Origin of the sequence: Dermacoccus sp. Tok2021 (assembly GCF_019895135.1) — a bacterium.
Classification (GTDB): Bacteria; Actinomycetota; Actinomycetes; order Actinomycetales; family Dermatophilaceae; genus Dermacoccus; species Dermacoccus abyssi.
In genome coordinates, this window is the sequence record NZ_JAGTHU010000009.1 from 95,752 (window position 1) to 110,557 (window position 14,806).

Annotated in this window: 16 protein-coding genes; 9 read left to right on the plus strand and 7 right to left on the minus strand. The window is 69.1% G+C overall.

Annotated elements, in window-relative coordinates:
• Positions 1-15: 15 nt before the first annotated feature.
• Both cobO and K9D12_RS07145 read right to left on the minus strand, forming a co-directional pair.
• A complete protein-coding gene (gene cobO, locus K9D12_RS07140) occupies positions 16-630 on the minus strand; it encodes a cob(I)yrinic acid a,c-diamide adenosyltransferase (RefSeq protein WP_223059808.1) in 615 nt (204 codons plus the stop codon).
• Positions 630-1,217 (minus strand): VWA domain-containing protein, encoded by a 588-nt coding sequence (locus K9D12_RS07145; RefSeq protein WP_225911031.1) that lies wholly within the window; start codon positions 1,215-1,217, stop codon positions 630-632. The genes cobO and K9D12_RS07145 overlap by 1 nt, the downstream gene beginning before the upstream one ends.
• A 9-nt stretch (positions 1,218-1,226) precedes the next feature.
• Here K9D12_RS07145 and K9D12_RS14840 point away from each other — a divergent pair, with 9 nt between their 5' ends.
• Positions 1,227-1,565, plus strand: coding sequence for a hypothetical protein (locus K9D12_RS14840; protein WP_225911032.1), 339 nt, complete (start codon positions 1,227-1,229; stop codon positions 1,563-1,565).
• Between the two features lie 312 nt (positions 1,566-1,877).
• Here the strand turns inward: K9D12_RS14840 and K9D12_RS07150 are convergent, their stop codons facing one another.
• Positions 1,878-2,999, minus strand: a complete 1,122-nt coding sequence (locus K9D12_RS07150; protein ID WP_223059809.1) for a DMT family transporter — start codon at positions 2,997-2,999, stop codon at positions 1,878-1,880.
• A gap of 81 nt (positions 3,000-3,080) precedes the next feature.
• Between K9D12_RS07150 and K9D12_RS07155 the strand changes: the two genes are divergently transcribed.
• Positions 3,081-3,626, plus strand: coding sequence for a CGNR zinc finger domain-containing protein (locus tag K9D12_RS07155; RefSeq protein WP_223059810.1), 546 nt, complete (start codon positions 3,081-3,083; stop codon positions 3,624-3,626).
• Positions 3,627-3,639: 13 nt separating this feature from the next.
• On the opposite strand, the gene K9D12_RS07160 is transcribed toward K9D12_RS07155, so the two are convergent.
• Entirely contained in the window at positions 3,640-4,674 is a 1,035-nt protein-coding gene (locus tag K9D12_RS07160) for an SAM-dependent methyltransferase (RefSeq protein ID WP_322613349.1), read from the minus strand.
• 78 nt (positions 4,675-4,752) lie between these two features.
• On the opposite strand from K9D12_RS07160, the gene K9D12_RS07165 reads away from it, so the two are divergent.
• The 5 genes from K9D12_RS07165 to K9D12_RS07185 all read left to right on the plus strand — a co-directional run bounded on the left by K9D12_RS07165 (position 4,753) and on the right by K9D12_RS07185 (position 7,958).
• Positions 4,753-5,316 (plus strand): AAA family ATPase, encoded by a 564-nt coding sequence (locus tag K9D12_RS07165; RefSeq protein WP_223059812.1) that lies wholly within the window; start codon positions 4,753-4,755, stop codon positions 5,314-5,316.
• Positions 5,317-5,404: 88 nt separating this feature from the next.
• Positions 5,405-6,343: a Rossmann-like and DUF2520 domain-containing protein gene (locus K9D12_RS07170; RefSeq protein WP_082128884.1), complete on the plus strand. Its 939-nt coding sequence runs from the start codon at positions 5,405-5,407 to the stop codon at positions 6,341-6,343.
• Positions 6,340-7,194 carry a pantoate--beta-alanine ligase gene (panC, locus tag K9D12_RS07175; RefSeq protein WP_129664964.1) on the plus strand — a complete coding sequence of 285 codons (855 nt, stop codon included), beginning with the start codon at positions 6,340-6,342 and terminating at the stop codon, positions 7,192-7,194. The genes K9D12_RS07170 and panC overlap by 4 nt, the downstream gene beginning before the upstream one ends.
• A gap of 83 nt (positions 7,195-7,277) precedes the next feature.
• Positions 7,278-7,541 (plus strand): hypothetical protein, encoded by a 264-nt coding sequence (locus tag K9D12_RS07180; RefSeq protein ID WP_047312459.1) that lies wholly within the window; start codon positions 7,278-7,280, stop codon positions 7,539-7,541.
• A 96-nt stretch (positions 7,542-7,637) separates the two neighbouring features.
• Positions 7,638-7,958: an Lsr2 family protein gene (locus tag K9D12_RS07185; protein WP_047312620.1), complete on the plus strand. Its 321-nt coding sequence runs from the start codon at positions 7,638-7,640 to the stop codon at positions 7,956-7,958.
• Positions 7,959-8,023: 65 nt separating this feature from the next.
• On the opposite strand, the gene ligD (K9D12_RS07190) is transcribed toward K9D12_RS07185, so the two are convergent.
• Together ligD (K9D12_RS07190) and ligD (K9D12_RS07195) are read right to left on the minus strand one after the other, a co-directional pair.
• On the minus strand, positions 8,024-8,905 hold the full coding sequence (gene ligD, locus K9D12_RS07190) for a non-homologous end-joining DNA ligase (protein ID WP_129664966.1): 882 nt from the start codon (positions 8,903-8,905) through the stop codon (positions 8,024-8,026).
• A complete protein-coding gene (gene ligD / locus K9D12_RS07195; RefSeq protein ID WP_223059813.1) occupies positions 8,898-9,845 on the minus strand; it encodes a non-homologous end-joining DNA ligase in 948 nt (315 codons plus the stop codon). Before ligD (K9D12_RS07195) ends, ligD (K9D12_RS07190) begins: the two co-directional genes overlap by 8 nt.
• Positions 9,846-9,901: 56 nt before the next feature.
• Between ligD (K9D12_RS07195) and K9D12_RS07200 the strand changes: the two genes are divergently transcribed.
• Positions 9,902-10,693, plus strand: a complete 792-nt coding sequence (locus tag K9D12_RS07200; RefSeq protein ID WP_223059814.1) for a Ku protein — start codon at positions 9,902-9,904, stop codon at positions 10,691-10,693.
• Between the two features lie 27 nt (positions 10,694-10,720).
• On the opposite strand, the gene K9D12_RS07205 is transcribed toward K9D12_RS07200, so the two are convergent.
• Entirely contained in the window at positions 10,721-11,893 is a 1,173-nt protein-coding gene (locus tag K9D12_RS07205; protein ID WP_223059815.1) for a hypothetical protein, read from the minus strand.
• Between the two features lie 242 nt (positions 11,894-12,135).
• On the opposite strand from K9D12_RS07205, the gene K9D12_RS07210 reads away from it, so the two are divergent.
• Positions 12,136-14,757: an ATP-dependent Clp protease ATP-binding subunit gene (locus tag K9D12_RS07210; RefSeq protein ID WP_047312456.1), complete on the plus strand. Its 2,622-nt coding sequence runs from the start codon at positions 12,136-12,138 to the stop codon at positions 14,755-14,757.
• The last annotated feature ends 49 nt before the right edge of the window (positions 14,758-14,806 follow it).

Genomic DNA, 14,806 nt, shown 5'->3' on the forward strand with positions numbered 1-14,806 from the left:
GCGCCCCTGATCCACTCACCATTCGATGCCCCGCTGGCCCTTCTGGCCGGAATCGAACGGGTGCTTCACCTTCGTCATCTCCGTCACGAGATCGGCGACCTCGATGAGCGTGGGGTGCGGGTCACGTCCGGTGATGACGACGTGCTGGTGGCCGGGGCGCGAGGACAGGGTCTCGGCCACCTCGTGCGGGTCGATCCAACCCCACTTGATGGGGTAGGTGAATTCGTCGAGGACGTAGAAGCCGTGTGTCTCGGCGGCCAGTCGTCGCTGGATCTCGCGCCACCCCTCGAGCGCATCGGCAGCGTGGTCCTCCTCGCAGCCGGCGCGGCGCGACCACGACCAGCCGGAGCCCATCTTGTGCCACTCGACTGGGCCACCCTGGCCCGTGCTCGTGTGGACTTCACCGAGCGCTTCGAGCGCGGCCTGCTCACCGATGCGCCACTTGGCGGACTTCACGAACTGGAAGACGCCGATCGACCAGCCCTGGTTCCAGGCGCGCAGCGCGAGCCCGAAGGCGGCCGTCGACTTGCCCTTGCCCGCGCCGTGGTGGACGACGACGAGGGGGCGGTTGCGGCGCTGACGGGTCGTGAGGCCGTCGTCCGGAGTGCTGGGGGTCTGTCCCTGGGGCATCAGGCTGCCTTCCCGTTCGAGGTGCGCGGCGTCGCCGCGGGAGCGATGGCGTCGATGAGGCCGGTGGCCGAAACCTGTTCCAGCGGCACGTGACGGGCGAGCATCCGCTGGGCGAGCTGCCCCGCGAGGCCGAGTCGGAAGCGTCCCGATTCGCAGTCGACGACGATCGTCTCGACGTCGAGGGAGTGCCACCTATCGGCCACGTCGAAGGCTCGCTCGAGGGCGCGCTCGCCGCTCGTCGCGCGGCCGTCGGTGACGAGCACGAGCAGGGGACGTCGGTTCGGGTCGCGCAGCCGCTCGATGCGCAGCACGTCCGCCGCTTCGAGCAGGCCCTCCTCGACAGGGGTGCGCCCGCCGTGCGGAACGTCGGCGAGCAGGGTCGCGGCTCGGTCGACGGAGGAGGTCGGCGGCAGGACGAGGCGGGCACCGTCGCCGGCGAACGTCACGAGGCCAACCTTGTCGCGACGCTCGTAGGCGTCGAGCAAGAGCGAGAGCACGGCGGTCTTGACCTCGCTCATCCGCTTGCGTGCGGCCATCGAGCCCGAGGCATCCACGCAGAAGAGGACGAGGTTGGATTCGCGACCCATGATCCGCGCATGGCGCAGGTCTGCCGGTTCGACGAGGAGCCCCGAGCCGGGCTCGGCCTTCCGTGCTGCTTGCCGCACGGCTGCCTCGCGGACCGTCGCGAGGAGGTGGACCTTGCCCTCACGATCGGGGTGTACACCGACGACGCGGCCCGTCGTCGTTTCGGCTCGGCTGCGTCGTCCGGCCTCACCTCGGCCGATGCTCGACAGTTCGAAGCGCTGTGGGCGGTAGGGGGCGCCGACCGATGCCGTCGCGACGGGTGCGGCCGCGTTCTGCGGTTCGTCCTGTGTATCGGCAGGGCTCTGATCCGCCTCTGTCTCGGCGTGCGTGTCGTGCGAGGACGTGGATGACTGCTCGTCACGCGGGCTGTCGTCCTGGGCAGGCGGCGATTGAGGAGAATCGGCGCTTGGCCCGTCAGTCGCTTCGCTCCCGTCGGCGGCCTCGGAGTTGGACGGCTCCTCGTCGTCGGGCTCGTGCGGCTCGTCGCCGGGATCGTCGGCCCCCCCCGGGCGGGGGGGGGGGGGGGCGGGGGGGGGGGGGGGGGGGGTGTGTTGGGGGGGGGGGGGGGGGGGGGGGGCCGCCCCCTGGGGGGGGTGGGGGGGGCCCGCCCCGCCCCTGGGGCCCCCCGGGGGCGCCCCCCGGGGGCCCCACCTTCGAGCCGATCAGGAGCGGGCGGCCTCGCGCAGAGCGGTGGCGCCGCCGGCGTGCTCGTCATCGACGACGGGCGCCTGGGCTTCGTCGAGCCAGCGCGTCACCTCTTCGTCGTGCTCGGCGGCGACGACCGGTCCGAAGGCCTCGGCGTGACGCGACTCGTCGACGCGCACGAGCACCACGCCGCCGACGATGAACAGTCCGCCGACGGCCTGCACGAGCGTCGGCACCTCGCCGACGATCATCCACGCGAACGCGACGGCGAACAGCACCTCGAGCAGCGAGATGAACGACGCGACCGTGGAACCGAGCACGCGCGCGGCGTAGATGCCGGTCGCGTAGGCGAGCGCCGCCGCGATGACGGCGAGGCCGAGCACCGGAACCCAGAACGGCACATGGCTGCCGGCGAAGGCGACGTCCTGCGTGCTCACCGCGGTAGGCAGTGCCTGCACGGCGCAGATTGCGAGCAGGATGAGGGCGCCGACGACCATGCCGCCACCGGCGAGCGCGATCGAGGGGAGGCTCGACTGGTCGTCACTGGCGATGATGAAGTACACGACGAGGCACAGCGCCGCGCCGAGCGCCCACGCGACGCCGACGAGGTCGACGGTGAACCCGTTGAACACGTCGAGGACGAAGAGCAATCCGACGACCGCCGCGAGCGTGCCCGCCACCGTGAGGCGACGTGGGGCGCGACCGTAGCGGGCCCACGCCCAGCCGACGAGCAGCACCGGCGCGAGGTACTCGATGAGCAGCGCCACGCCGACGCTGACGTGGGTCACGGCGTTGAAGTAGAAGAGCTGGCAGCCCGCGACGCCGAAGATGCCGTAGAGGACGATCGGCTTCCAGTTCTCCGCCACCGTTTGCCAACGACCGCGCAGGGCGAGCGCCGTCGGAACGGCGAGCACGAACGCTGCGATGGTGATGCGGGCGGCGACTGCCGTCACCGGCGTCCAGCCGGAACCGAGCAGCGCCTTGGCGAAGGAACCCGACGTTCCGAACGCCGCACACGAGACAATGGCGACGATGAGTCCCATGCTCGTATGTGACATCGCACCTTCGCGTCGGCCGAACCGCTTGCGGGTCGGAACGGGAACGGGGTGGATGTCGTGCGCGACCTGGGTGGGAGCCATGGGAACACCTCCAACTCTCGTGTAAGTGGTAAAAAGTAAGTTGAGTGGTTACGTTAAGTCGTCACAAGGTCAGGAGTCAAAATGGCGTTTGGTCATGACACGGAGGATTCGCTGCTCTCCGCGGCGGCCCTCGTCAACACGTTGACTCCGGAGGACTCGCTCGAAGACGTCGGGGATCTCGACGAATTCGTGCGCAGCTGGGCCTACACGGGTGCTCACACGCACACCCGAGCGGAGCTCGACGAGGTGCGTGCGCTGCGTCCCCGCTTCCTCGAAGCGTGGTCGATGTCACGTGACGACCTCGTCACGTTCGTCAACGACGTGCTCCTCCAGAACGAGGCCCTGCCGCAGCTCGTGCGCCACGACGGGTGGGATTATCACCTCCACGCGACGCCGTCCGACGCGCCGCTCGCGAGCCGCATCGCGGTGGAATCGGTCATGGCGTTCATCGACGTCATCCGCGCCGACGAACTCGAACGACTCAAGATGTGCGCCGGCGACTGCGGGGGAGTGCTCGTGGATCTGTCGAAGAACCGCTCACGCCGATACTGCGATCGCGGCTGCGGCAACAGGGCCAACGTCGCGGCCTACCGTGCGCGCAAGGCTGCGGCGGCCGAAACCGACTGAAGCCTGCCGAAGGTCAGCGGATCTCGCGCACCCACCAGAAGAACGCGCCCAAACCGTCGGGGCTGACGGCGGCCGCCAGCGCCGAACGTACCGCCAGCCGTTGCAGGTAGGCCGGGGGGGCGGTGTGCGCCAGATCGAGCGGCACCGGCTCGAGGGGCTCCTCGCCGAACAGATCGAGCATGACGGCGCGCTGCGTCGTCACGTGATCGGCGTCGAGGGAATCGACGGCCACGTGGGCCGTGACGTCGCACGAACCGTCCGGGATCGGAGTGCACTCGGCGCCTTCGCGGAACCCGGTGAGTGTGCCGAGCGGTGGCCGCGTCGCTCTCGTGTGGCCGTAGTCCACACCGACGAGAACGCTGCCCGGCGTGGCGTGGCGTGACACGTTCTCGATCAGGTACGACCACGCGCGGTCACGGGTGAGGCCGACCTCGACGCGCTCGCCGGGAAGGTGGGTCTCGGCAGCGTCGGGGCCGGGAGACGACGTGGCGTCCGAAGTATCGTGCTGCGGCCGCCACCAGCGTCGGACCCAGTCGAGCTCGGGCTCGGTGAGCGGCTCGCCGACTGACTCAGTGCCGTCGTGTGCGACGAGAACGCTGCGCAGGACGCCGTCGTCGTCTGCTTCGGCGACCGTGCACGGCACGACGTCGAGCCACTCGTGAGCGACGACGAGCGCGCGGCGTCCGTCGAGGAAATCGAAGTCGGGAACGGCGGCCGCACCCGGTGACTGCACCCACGCGATGCGGTCGCTCACGGCGTCCGGCCGAGCGACGACATCGACGCCGACGAGCTCGAGCGACGGGTCAGCGAACCGTGCGAGAGCCTCGAGGAGTTCACCGCGCCCGCATGCGAAGTCCACGACGACCTCGGCGTCGCAGCGCTCGGCGTAGGCGAGCACCGCCTGAGCCAGCACATCGGCGACGCCGGGAATGCCCTGCGCCGAGGTGGCGAAGTGGCCCGCCGGCCCCTCGTCGCGTCGATAGAAACCGGCTTCGCCGTAGAGCGCATCGTGCCAGGCGTCGAACCAGGGTCGGGGGTGGGTGCTCACGCTCCCATTGTCGCGATGTTTCCTCAAGAACGCGGCACCCGTGCCGCGGCGCCCGCTCATCATCGGGAGAATGGGCGGATGCCGATCATCGATGTTGACGAGTTCGTGAGCCGCACATCGCGCGAACCGGCCCGCCGCGTTCTCGTCGCGGGCACTTCCGGCTCCGGGAAGACAACCCTCGCCGCCCGCATCGGCGACGCGCTCGGCATCGAACACGTCGAGATCGACGCTCTCTTCCACGGCCCGAACTGGACCCCGCGCGCCACCTTCCTCGACGACGTCGAGCGCTTCAGCGCAGGCGCGGCCTGGGTCACCGAATGGCAGTACAGCCAGGTGCGCCCGCTCCTCGCGCAGCGCGCCGACCTCATCGTCTGGCTCGACCTGCCGCGCCACGGCGTCATGCGACAGGTCGTCGCGCGCACGGTGCGACGGCGTCGGCACCGCGAGGAGCTGTGGAACGGCAACGTCGAAGGCCCCCTGCATGAGGTTTTCACCGACCCCGAGCACATCGTCCGGTGGGCCTGGGCGACGTACGACCGCAACCGCAGCCTCGTCCAGGAGATGGCGAGAGCGCGCCCCGGCCTCCCGATCGTCAGGGTGCAGAACCGCACGGACGCCGCCCGCCTCGTCGACGCGTTGTGATGTTGCCTGCGTAACGAGGCGCCGGTGCCGCGGCGCCCGGTCAACATCGGGGATGCGGATCGCAGGTAGCGTGGGGCGAGTGAGTGAAATGGGGCCGCCGAGCCTTCGCGTCGGCGTCATCGGTGCCGGACGCGTCGGTGCCGTCCTCGCTGCCGCGTTGCGCAAGGCCGGGCACGAGGTCGTCGCGGCGTCCGGCGTCAGCGACGCGAGCCGTGAGCGCGCCGAGGCGCTGCTGCCCGGCGTGCCGCTCCTCCAGCCACAGGAGGTCGCCCAGCGTGCCGACCTGCTCCTGCTCACCGTCCCCGACGACGAACTGGCACCGCTCGTCGCGGGACTCGACTTCCCGGGCGCCCTCGGCGCCCGCATCGTCGTTCACACGAGCGGTGCGCAGGGCCTGGCCGTGCTCTCCCCGGTCGTCGAGGCCGGCGGCGTGCCCCTCGCCATCCACCCGGCGATGACGTTCAGCGGCACCGACGCCGACCTGCCGCGCCTCTCCGGATGCCCCTTCGCCGTCACGGCGATGCCCGACCACCGCATGGTCGCGGACGCCCTCGTCCTCGACATCGGCGGGGAGCCGTTCACCCTCGACGAGGCCGACCGCACGCAGTACCACGCAGCGCTCGCACACGGCTCGAACCACCTCGTCACCCTCGTCGCGCAGGCCGCCGAACTGTTGCGCCGCATCGACGTCGACGACCCCGGACGCCTCCTGCGGCCGCTACTCGAAGCCGCCCTCGACAACGCCCTCGAGCGTGGCGACAAGGCCCTCACCGGCCCCGTCGCCCGTGGCGATGCGGGCACGCTGACGCGTCACCTCGCGATGCTCGATGCCCTCGCAGCCGACGGTGTCGCCGGCGACATCCCGCCCACCTACCGCGCCCTCGCGCTCGCCACGGCCCGCCGTGCGGGATCGCGCGGGGCGCTCACCCCGATCCAGATCGACGCCGTCCTCGGCGTCCTCGACCCGCCCGGTGTCGCGGGCCCCTCCGACACCACCGAACCGCCAGCACCAGGAGAACCCCGATGAGCGCACCCGTCGTCGCCCACACCCGAGCCGAGTTCACCGACGCCCGAGCGAAGCTCGACGGCAGCGTCGCCGTCGTCATGACGATGGGCGCCCTCCACGAGGGCCACGCCACCCTCATCCGTGAAGCACGCGCCGCCAACGACAACGTCATCGTGACGATCTTCCTCAACCCGCTGCAGTTCGCCGCTGGTGAGGACCTGTCTCGTTACCCGCGCACGCTCACGAGCGACCTCGAGATCTGCGAGCGAGAGGGCGCTGACCTCGTGTTCGCCCCCAGCCCCGACGTCGTCTACCCCGACGGCGAGCCCGGCGTCCGCATCTCCGCCGGCCCGCTCGGCACCGTTCTTGAGGGCGCATCGCGCCCCGGTCACTTCGACGGCATGCTCACCGTCGTCAACAAGTTGCTCAACATCGTCGGCCCGACCCGCGCCTACTACGGGCAGAAGGACGCGCAGCAGCTCCTGCTCATCAAGCGCATGGCGCGCGACCTCGACATGCCCGTCGAGATCGTCGGCGTCCCGACGGTGCGCGAGCACGACGGCCTCGCCCTCTCCAGCCGCAACGTCTACCTCAGTGAGCACGACCGCGAGGTGGCCCTGTGCCTGTCGAAGGCACTCAAGGCCGGGGAAGCTGCACGCAACTCCGGCCCGGCCGCCGTTCGGCGTGCGGCCCGTGAGGTGCTCGTGCATGAGCCGCTCGCGCTCGTCGACTATCTCGTGCTCGTCGACCCGGTGACGCTCGAACAGGTGCCCGAGTACTTCCGCGGAGAGGCACTGCTCGCCGTGGCCGCGAAGGTGGGGACGACGCGCCTCATCGACAACATCCCGCTGGTCATCGGCGGCGATCGCTGACGTGGGCGCCCGCCTCGGAGCGGGCATCCGTAGAATGAAGGCTCCGAGCGCCGCGCTCGGATTCGACGAAAGGACGTGAAGTCGTGGACACCCTGTGGCCGGCCATTCAGACGCTCGTGCCGTCCATCGGCATCCTCGGTCTCTTCTACGTCATCATGCGCCACATCATGGAGGGCGACCGCCGCGAGCGCATCGCCCAGCAGCAGTGGGAACGTGATCACGACCTTGCCAAGGGCACCGTCGCGCCGAAGGAAGCAGACGCAGTTCTGCAGAATGCGCACCTTCCCAAGTCGGCACCTGGAACGATGGATAGCCGAATTGATCGCTCGGTCGATCGTGATAATTAGATTTTCGTTTTTCTTAACCCTTTCGTTAGGCTTGCCTTGTTGAAGTGACCGAGCGCAGTGCTCGGCTCAATGAAATGGCCTGAAGGGGTGCACAACATGGCGCAGCGTGTACACGTGACGCTTGAGGACGACATCGACGGTTCAGAGGCCGCGGAGACCATTCAATTCGGTCTCGACGGCGTCAGCTACGAGATCGACCTCTCTGACGCGAACGCCGCGCAGTTGCGCGACTCGCTCTCGAAGTGGGTCGGGCACGCGCGTCGTGTCGGTGGCCGCAAGCAGCAGGCTCGCACGACGTCAGCTCGTAACGATCTGAACGAGATTCGCGAGTGGGGTCGTGCGAACGGTTACAAGGTCAGCGACCGTGGTCGCGTTTCGGCCGACGTTCTCAAGGCGTTCGACGCCGCCAAGGGCTGAACTGAACTCGGTGAACAAACCAAAGGGCTCGTCATTTCATCCAATGACGGACCATTTGGTTTGTTTTATCCTCTTTTCAGGATGTTCATAGGATCTTCCGAGTGCATTCTGTGATCGAGCACCTCGTCGAGATCGATCTGTTCCAGAGTTCCGGGGCTGTCCGCCGCGTTGCTGATCTCGTCCCACGTGCGCGGCAGCGCAACGAAGGGCCGGTTCCTTCCGCGCAGTGACCACGGCGTGATGGTCGTCTTCGCCGCCACGTTCTGCGACCAATCGATGAATACCTTTCCCGGGCGTAGGGATTTGGTCATCTTGGCCGTCACGAGATCAGGTTCGAGCTCGGTGAGTTTCTCCGCGACGACGCGGGCGAACTCGCGGGCCTCGTCGCTCGAGCGTTTCCCGTCGAGGGCCGCGTAGACCTGCATCCCCTTGCTGCCCGAGGTGACGGGTACGCAGGCCCACCCGAGGGAATCGAGCAGGTCCTTCATGACGAGGGCCACGCGCGCGCACTCGTCGAGGCCCGCGGGTGCGCCGGGGTCGAGGTCGAGCACGAGGCGATCGGGAGCCCGGCGCTCGCCGTTCTCCCAGCGCCACTGCGGCGTGTGGAACTCGAGCGACGCGAGATTGGCGAAGTAGGTGAGCGCCGCCGTCGAGTCGACGAAGGGGTAGCGCACGCCGTCGATGTCGTGCGCCGTCAGCCACGAGGGCGCTCCGCCGGGCACGTTCTTCTCGAAGAAGTTGAGGTCGCCCACGCCGTGGGGGAAGCGGACGCGCGTCACGGGGCGCCCGGCCATCTGCGGCAACAGGCGCGGTGCGACAGCCGCGTAGTAGTGGAGCACCTCGCCCTTCGTCGTCTCGGTGGCGGGGTAGAGGAGCTTGTCGAGATTCGTCAGCTTCAGGCGCCGCCCGTCGACCTCGGCGACGGTGACCGTCGGTTCGTCAGCCACGCGCACCCCCGATGTCGAGGCGCAGACCCTTGTAGGACGGCTGACGCAGGCGCCCGCCGGCGCTGCGGCCGAGGTGGGTGACGTCGACCGTGATCTCCGGGCGCACCCAGTGCGTGCCCTCGAGGTCCTCGGGCGGCAGGTCGTCGGCGGTGAAGGGGCACTGTGGCATCGGCGTGAGCCACTCGAGCAACGCCCGACCGCTGGAGGCGGAGAAGCCGGTCCCCACGCGGCCGCGGTAGCGCAGGCCGTTGTCGGTCACCTCGCCGACGAGGATCGCACCCACCTGCGCGAGCGAACCCGCGACCGGCCGCCAGCCTCCGACGACGAAGGTGTCCGCCTGGCGATGGACGCTCTTGAGCCACTCCTCGCTGCGCACGCCGGGTCGGTACGGAGCGTCGACGCGCTTGCTCACGATGCCTTCCACGCCCTGTTCGAGCGTCGCGGCGAAAAGGGCCGCGCCGTCCTCGTACGCCTCCGGCACCTCGACGGCGACGCCGTCAGCCACGCCCGCCCCCTCGAGCAGGGCGCGCCGGGCGCTCCACGGCATCGTGACGACGTCGTGGCCGGCGGCGCGCAGGACGTCGAAGGCCATGAACCGCACGGGGGTTCGGGCCATGCGCCGGGCGTCCTCGGGCGAGGTTGCCGACATTCGCGAGCGGCTTCCTCCGGGAGCGAGCCGGTGCATCACCGTGCGGAAGTCGGGTGCTCCGTCGACGAGGGCGACGATCTCGCCGTCGAGCACGATGTCGTCGAAGTCGGCGAGGTGCGAGCCGGTGATCTCGGGGAAGCGAGCCGTGGCGTCGGCGCCGGACCGGGTGGCGGTGCTCACCTCGCCGCCGCTCACCGTGACGATGGCGCGAATGCCGTCCCACTTCACCTCGTGGCGCCACGACGGCCCCGTCGGCGGCGCTGCTGCGGGTGAGGCGAGCATGGGGCGCATAGGCTCACCCTAGACGCGGTGTGCGGGCCACACGCAGCCCGCGAGGAAAGGACGCCATGCGAGCCATCTGGAAGGGCGCGGTCAGCTTCGGCCTCGTCAACGTGCCGGTGCGGTTGTACTCCGCCACCGAGAACCACGACGTTCCGTTCCGTCAGGTCCACGCCGAGGACGGCGGGCGCATCAAGTACCAGCGGGTGTGCAGTCTCGACGGCGAGAAGGTGGCCTACAGCGACATCGCGAAGGGCTACGAGACCGACGAGGGTCAGATGGTCGTGCTCACCGACGCCGACCTCGCCGAGCTGCCCCTGTCGACGAGCAAGGAGATCGCAGTCGACCGCTTCGTGCCGGCCGAGCAGATCAGCCCGCTCGTGCTCGACAAGGTCTACTACCTCGAACCCGACAAGGCCGCGATCAAGCCGTACGCCCTTCTGCGCAGCGCGCTCGAGGAGAGCGGTCGCGTCGCCGTCGTGACGGTGGCCATCCGCACGCGCGTGACCGTGGCGGTGTTGCGCGTTCACGAGGACACCCTCGTGCTGCAGACGCTGTTGTGGCCCGACGAGGTGCGCGAGCCCGACTTCGCGGTGCTCGCCGAGAAGAGCGAGGTCACCGACGCCGAGCAGGCGATGGCCGCGATGCTGGTCGAATCGCTCTCGGGTGACTTCGACCCGAGCGCCTACGAGGACGAGTACGAGCAGGCCGTCAAGCAGCTCGTCGAGGCCAAGCTCGCCGGGGGAGAGGTCCACGAGCCCGAGGCCGAGAAGGAGGAGAGCGCCGAGGTCGTCGATCTTCTCGCGGCTCTGCAGGCCAGCGTCGACCGGGCGAAGAAGGCGCGCGGCGAAGCGGTCTGACGCTGCGGCTCGCCGGTCGCGACTCCGCTACTCGACCGGGCGCAACACCCCGTCGGCGAGCATCTGGACGAGGGTCTCCTGCACGAGGGCCGTGGCGTCCGGGTGGTCGCCGAGCTCCGCGACGCACTGCGCTGTGAGCTGCTCGAGGTCGCGCGGCTCGGCGCTCGCGTCCCACACGAGTGTCGCGAGCCCCGACATCCGCACCGGCGCCGCGCCGAGCAGAACGATGGCCTCCATGACCTCGTCGTCGACGAGGGCGTCGACGAAACGTGCGCGTTCGACCTCGAGGCCCTCCGCCACTCGATCGGGGTCGACGGGAAACTGCTCCGGCGGAAGGTAGGGCGAGGTGTCACCCCACGCGCCGGGCACGTGGCGCCAGAACGGCTCCAGCGGTTCGAGCGCGAGGGCCCTCCGCAGGAGGTGCTCGGTCTCGGCGATTTCCCGGTAGTGCATCTCGTGGATGCCCCCACCCCCCTGGGCGAGCCGCGCGAGGACGTCGAGCGAACCGGGAATCTCCGGCATGGCCGACGACTGAGGGAGAACCTGAGCGAGGCCGTCGAAGAGATGAGTGTGCTCCAGGCGGGCGACGTCGCCCGACGCCTCCTCGCCACGCTCGCGGACGAGAACGACGAGCGGTCCGAGCGTCAGCGGCCCGGCCGGAGGGAACGCGAGCCCCACCTCGCCAGGGTCGTGCTGTGTCTTCTCGTACGGCTTGCTGGGGTCGATGACGACCGACAGCGGCTTCGGGTAGGGCATGACCGTGCGGGCCTCGCCGATGATGAGCGACTCGTCGCTGACGTAGCCGTAGCCGCGGGAGCAGAAGTGGCGGGTGGCCGTCGTCTTACCCGTACCTGATGCGGCGACGAACCCTGCGACTCGGCCGGTCTCCGGCTCCGCGACGCCGCCGGCGTGCAGCATGACGAACTGGGCTGCGCGGCGTCCGATTGCCTCGCGGGTGATGCTCGTCGTGAGGTTGTAGTCGGCGATGTGGTCGTCCGATTCGCCGTCGGCGCCGCGCGTGACGGTGAGGGGCTCGTCGTTGAGCTCGGGCGCGCCCGGCAGCGGCGCGATGTCGCGCTGGGCAGGCGAATCGGGCAGACACCACGCCCACTGCGAACGGATCGACTCCGCTCGCTCCGCGGGCACGTCGACATCGACGTCGAGGCCGAAGACACGGAGGCGGAGCGTGACGGTTTGCACGTCGGCCAGCGTAGCGACGAGGCGAGCCGTGACCCGGTTGGTTTCACGCATCAAACCCACGCAGGACATCGGGCTCGGTTCCGCCCACGGCGAACGCGTGCCACTTCCGGCGTCGATGCGGAACAGGATGACGGATCGAGGCGTTGGCAACGTCGAAGCCCGGCGAGCCTCGAACGCGCGAAACGTGCGATCTCGGCGCTCCCGGCTAGCATCGAGTGAGATCTCGGCATCGAGGAGATGACATGTTCGAACGGTTTACCGACCGTGCCCGCCGTGTGGTGGTGCTCGCGCAGGAGGAAGCGCGCATGCTCAACCACAACTACATCGGCACGGAGCACATCCTCCTGGGCCTCATCCACGAAGGCGAAGGCGTTGCCGCCAAGGCGCTCGAGTCGCTCGGCATCTCCTTGGACGCCGTGCGTGAACAGGTTCAGGAGATCATCGGCCAGGGGCAGCAGACGCAGTCCGGCCACATTCCCTTCACGCCCCGCGCGAAGAAGGTTCTCGAGCTCTCCCTGCGTGAGGGGCTGCAGCTCGGCCACAGCTACATCGGCACCGAGCACATCCTGCTCGGCCTCATCCGCGAGGGTGAGGGCGTTGCCGCGCAGGTCCTCGTCAAGCTCGGCGCAGACCTGTCGACGGTGCGCACCACCGTCATCCAGCTCCTTTCGGGCTACCAGGGCAAGGGTGAGCCGGCCGGTGCCGGCGTCGGCGCGTCGTCGTCCGGCCCCGCCGAGGGCACGCCCGCGGGTTCGACGGTGCTCGACCAGTTCGGTCGCAACCTGACGCAGGCCGCCCGCGAGGGCAAGCTCGACCCGGTCATCGGGCGCGAGAAGGAAATCGAGCGCGTCATGCAGGTGCTGTCGCGTCGTACGAAGAACAACCCGGTGCTCATCGGTGAGCCCGGTGTCGGTAAGACGGCCGTCGTCGAGGGCCTGTCCGCCGCGATCGTCGCGGGCGACGTGCCCGAGACGCTCAAGGACAAGCACGTCTACTCGCTCGACCTCGGCTCGCTCGTCGCCGGTTCCCGCTACCGCGGTGACTTCGAGGAGCGCCTCAAGAAGGTGCTCAAGGAGATCCGCACGCGCGGCGACATCATCCTGTTCATCGACGAGATCCACTCCCTCGTCGGCGCAGGTGCCGCCGAGGGTGCGATCGACGCCGCGTCGATCCTCAAGCCGATGCTCGCCCGCGGTGAGCTTCAGACGGTCGGTGCGACGACGCTCGACGAGTACCGCAAGCACATCGAGAAGGACGCGGCGCTCGAGCGTCGTTTCCAGCCGATCCAGGTCAACGAGCCGTCGATCCCGCACGCGATCGAGATCCTCAAGGGTCTGCGTGACCGCTACGAGGCACACCACCGCGTGACGATCACCGACTCCGCGCTCGTCGGCGCCGTCAACATGGCCGACCGCTACATCACCGACCGGTACCTGCCGGACAAGGCGATCGACCTCATCGACGAAGCCGGCGCTCGCCTGCGCATCCGTCGCATGACGGCTCCGCCGGAGCTGCGCGAGTTCGACGAGAAGATCGCGCACGTGCGTCGCGAGAAGGAATCGGCCATCGACGGCCAGGACTTCGAGAAGGCCGCCTCCCTGCGTGACGACGAGCGCAAGCTCGTCGAGGAGAAGGAAGCCAAGGAGAAGGCCTGGAAGGCCGGCGACCAGGACGTCGCGGCCGTGCTCGACGAGGAGCTCGTCGCCGAGGTTCTCGCCGCGTCCACCGGCATCCCGGTGTTCAAGCTGACCGAGGAGGAGTCCTCGCGACTGCTGCGCATGGAGGACGAGCTGCACAAGCGCGTCATCGGCAACGACGACGCCATCAAGGCGCTGTCGCAGGCCATCCGTCGTACGCGTGCGGGGCTCAAGGACCCGCGTCGTCCCGGTGGTTCGTTCATCTTCGCCGGCCCGACCGGTGTGGGTAAGACCGAGCTCGCCAAGTCGCTCGCCGAGTTCCTCTTCGGTGACGAGGACGCGCTCATCACGCTCGACATGTCCGAGTACGCGGAGAAGCACACCGTCTCGCGTCTGTTCGGTTCGCCCCCCGGCTACGTCGGGTACGAAGAGGGCGGCCAGCTGACGGAGAAGGTGCGTCGCAAGCCGTTCTCGGTCGTCCTGTTCGACGAGGTGGAGAAGGCTCACGCCGACATCTTCAACTCGCTGCTGCAGATCCTGGAGGACGGTCGCCTGACCGACAGCCAGGGCCGTGTCGTGGACTTCAAGAACACCGTCATCATCATGACGACGAACCTGGGCACTCGCGACATCGCGAAGGGCGTCACGCTCGGCTTCGCAGCCGGCAACGACCAGCGCAGCAACTACGACCGGATGAAGGCGAAGGTCTCGGAGGAGCTCAAGCAGCACTTCCGCCCCGAGTTCCTCAACCGCGTGGACGACACGATCGTGTTCCCGCAGCTGTCGCAGGAGGAGATCGTGCAGATCGTCGACCTCATGGTCGCGAAGCTGGACGAGCGCCTCAAGGACCAGGACATGGCGATCGAGCTCACGCAGACCGCCAAGAACCTGCTCGCCAAGCGCGGCTACGACCCGGCTCTCGGTGCTCGTCCGCTGCGTCGCACGATCCAGCGCGAGATCGAGGACCAGCTGTCGGAGAAGATCCTCTTCGGCGAGCTGTCCAAGGGCGACCTCGTGCTCGTGGACGCCGACGGTGAGGGCAAGGACGCGAAGTTCACGTTCTCCGGCACGCCGAAGGCGCTCTCGGAGCACACGCGAGCATCCGACCAGGTCGACACCGACATGAAGGGCGCTGTCCCGTCGTCGGACGACCTGTCCGGTCCGATGGACTTCGGCGGCCCGGTCGGTGGCAACACCGGCGGCGGCGAGGGCACGGCCACGGCCTGACGCTCTCGCTGAGCTGACAACGAAGCGGGGGGGGGGGGGGCGGGGGGGG

Coding starts and splice junctions, on each gene's coding strand:
- cobO (WP_223059808.1), bottom strand. CDS start 630: ATGCCCCAGGGACAGACCCCCAGCACTCCGGACGACGGCCTCACGACC.
- K9D12_RS07145 (WP_225911031.1), bottom strand. CDS start 1,217: ATGGGTCGCGAATCCAACCTCGTCCTCTTCTGCGTGGATGCCTCGGGC.
- K9D12_RS14840 (WP_225911032.1), top strand. CDS start 1,227: ATGGCGCAGGTCTGCCGGTTCGACGAGGAGCCCCGAGCCGGGCTCGGC.
- K9D12_RS07150 (WP_223059809.1), bottom strand. CDS start 2,999: ATGGCTCCCACCCAGGTCGCGCACGACATCCACCCCGTTCCCGTTCCG.
- K9D12_RS07155 (WP_223059810.1), top strand. CDS start 3,081: ATGGCGTTTGGTCATGACACGGAGGATTCGCTGCTCTCCGCGGCGGCC.
- K9D12_RS07165 (WP_223059812.1), top strand. CDS start 4,753: ATGCCGATCATCGATGTTGACGAGTTCGTGAGCCGCACATCGCGCGAA.
- K9D12_RS07170 (WP_082128884.1), top strand. CDS start 5,405: ATGGGGCCGCCGAGCCTTCGCGTCGGCGTCATCGGTGCCGGACGCGTC.
- panC (WP_129664964.1), top strand. CDS start 6,340: ATGAGCGCACCCGTCGTCGCCCACACCCGAGCCGAGTTCACCGACGCC.
- K9D12_RS07185 (WP_047312620.1), top strand. CDS start 7,638: ATGGCGCAGCGTGTACACGTGACGCTTGAGGACGACATCGACGGTTCA.
- ligD (WP_223059813.1), bottom strand. CDS start 9,845: ATGCGCCCCATGCTCGCCTCACCCGCAGCAGCGCCGCCGACGGGGCCG.
- K9D12_RS07200 (WP_223059814.1), top strand. CDS start 9,902: ATGCGAGCCATCTGGAAGGGCGCGGTCAGCTTCGGCCTCGTCAACGTG.
- K9D12_RS07210 (WP_047312456.1), top strand. CDS start 12,136: ATGTTCGAACGGTTTACCGACCGTGCCCGCCGTGTGGTGGTGCTCGCG.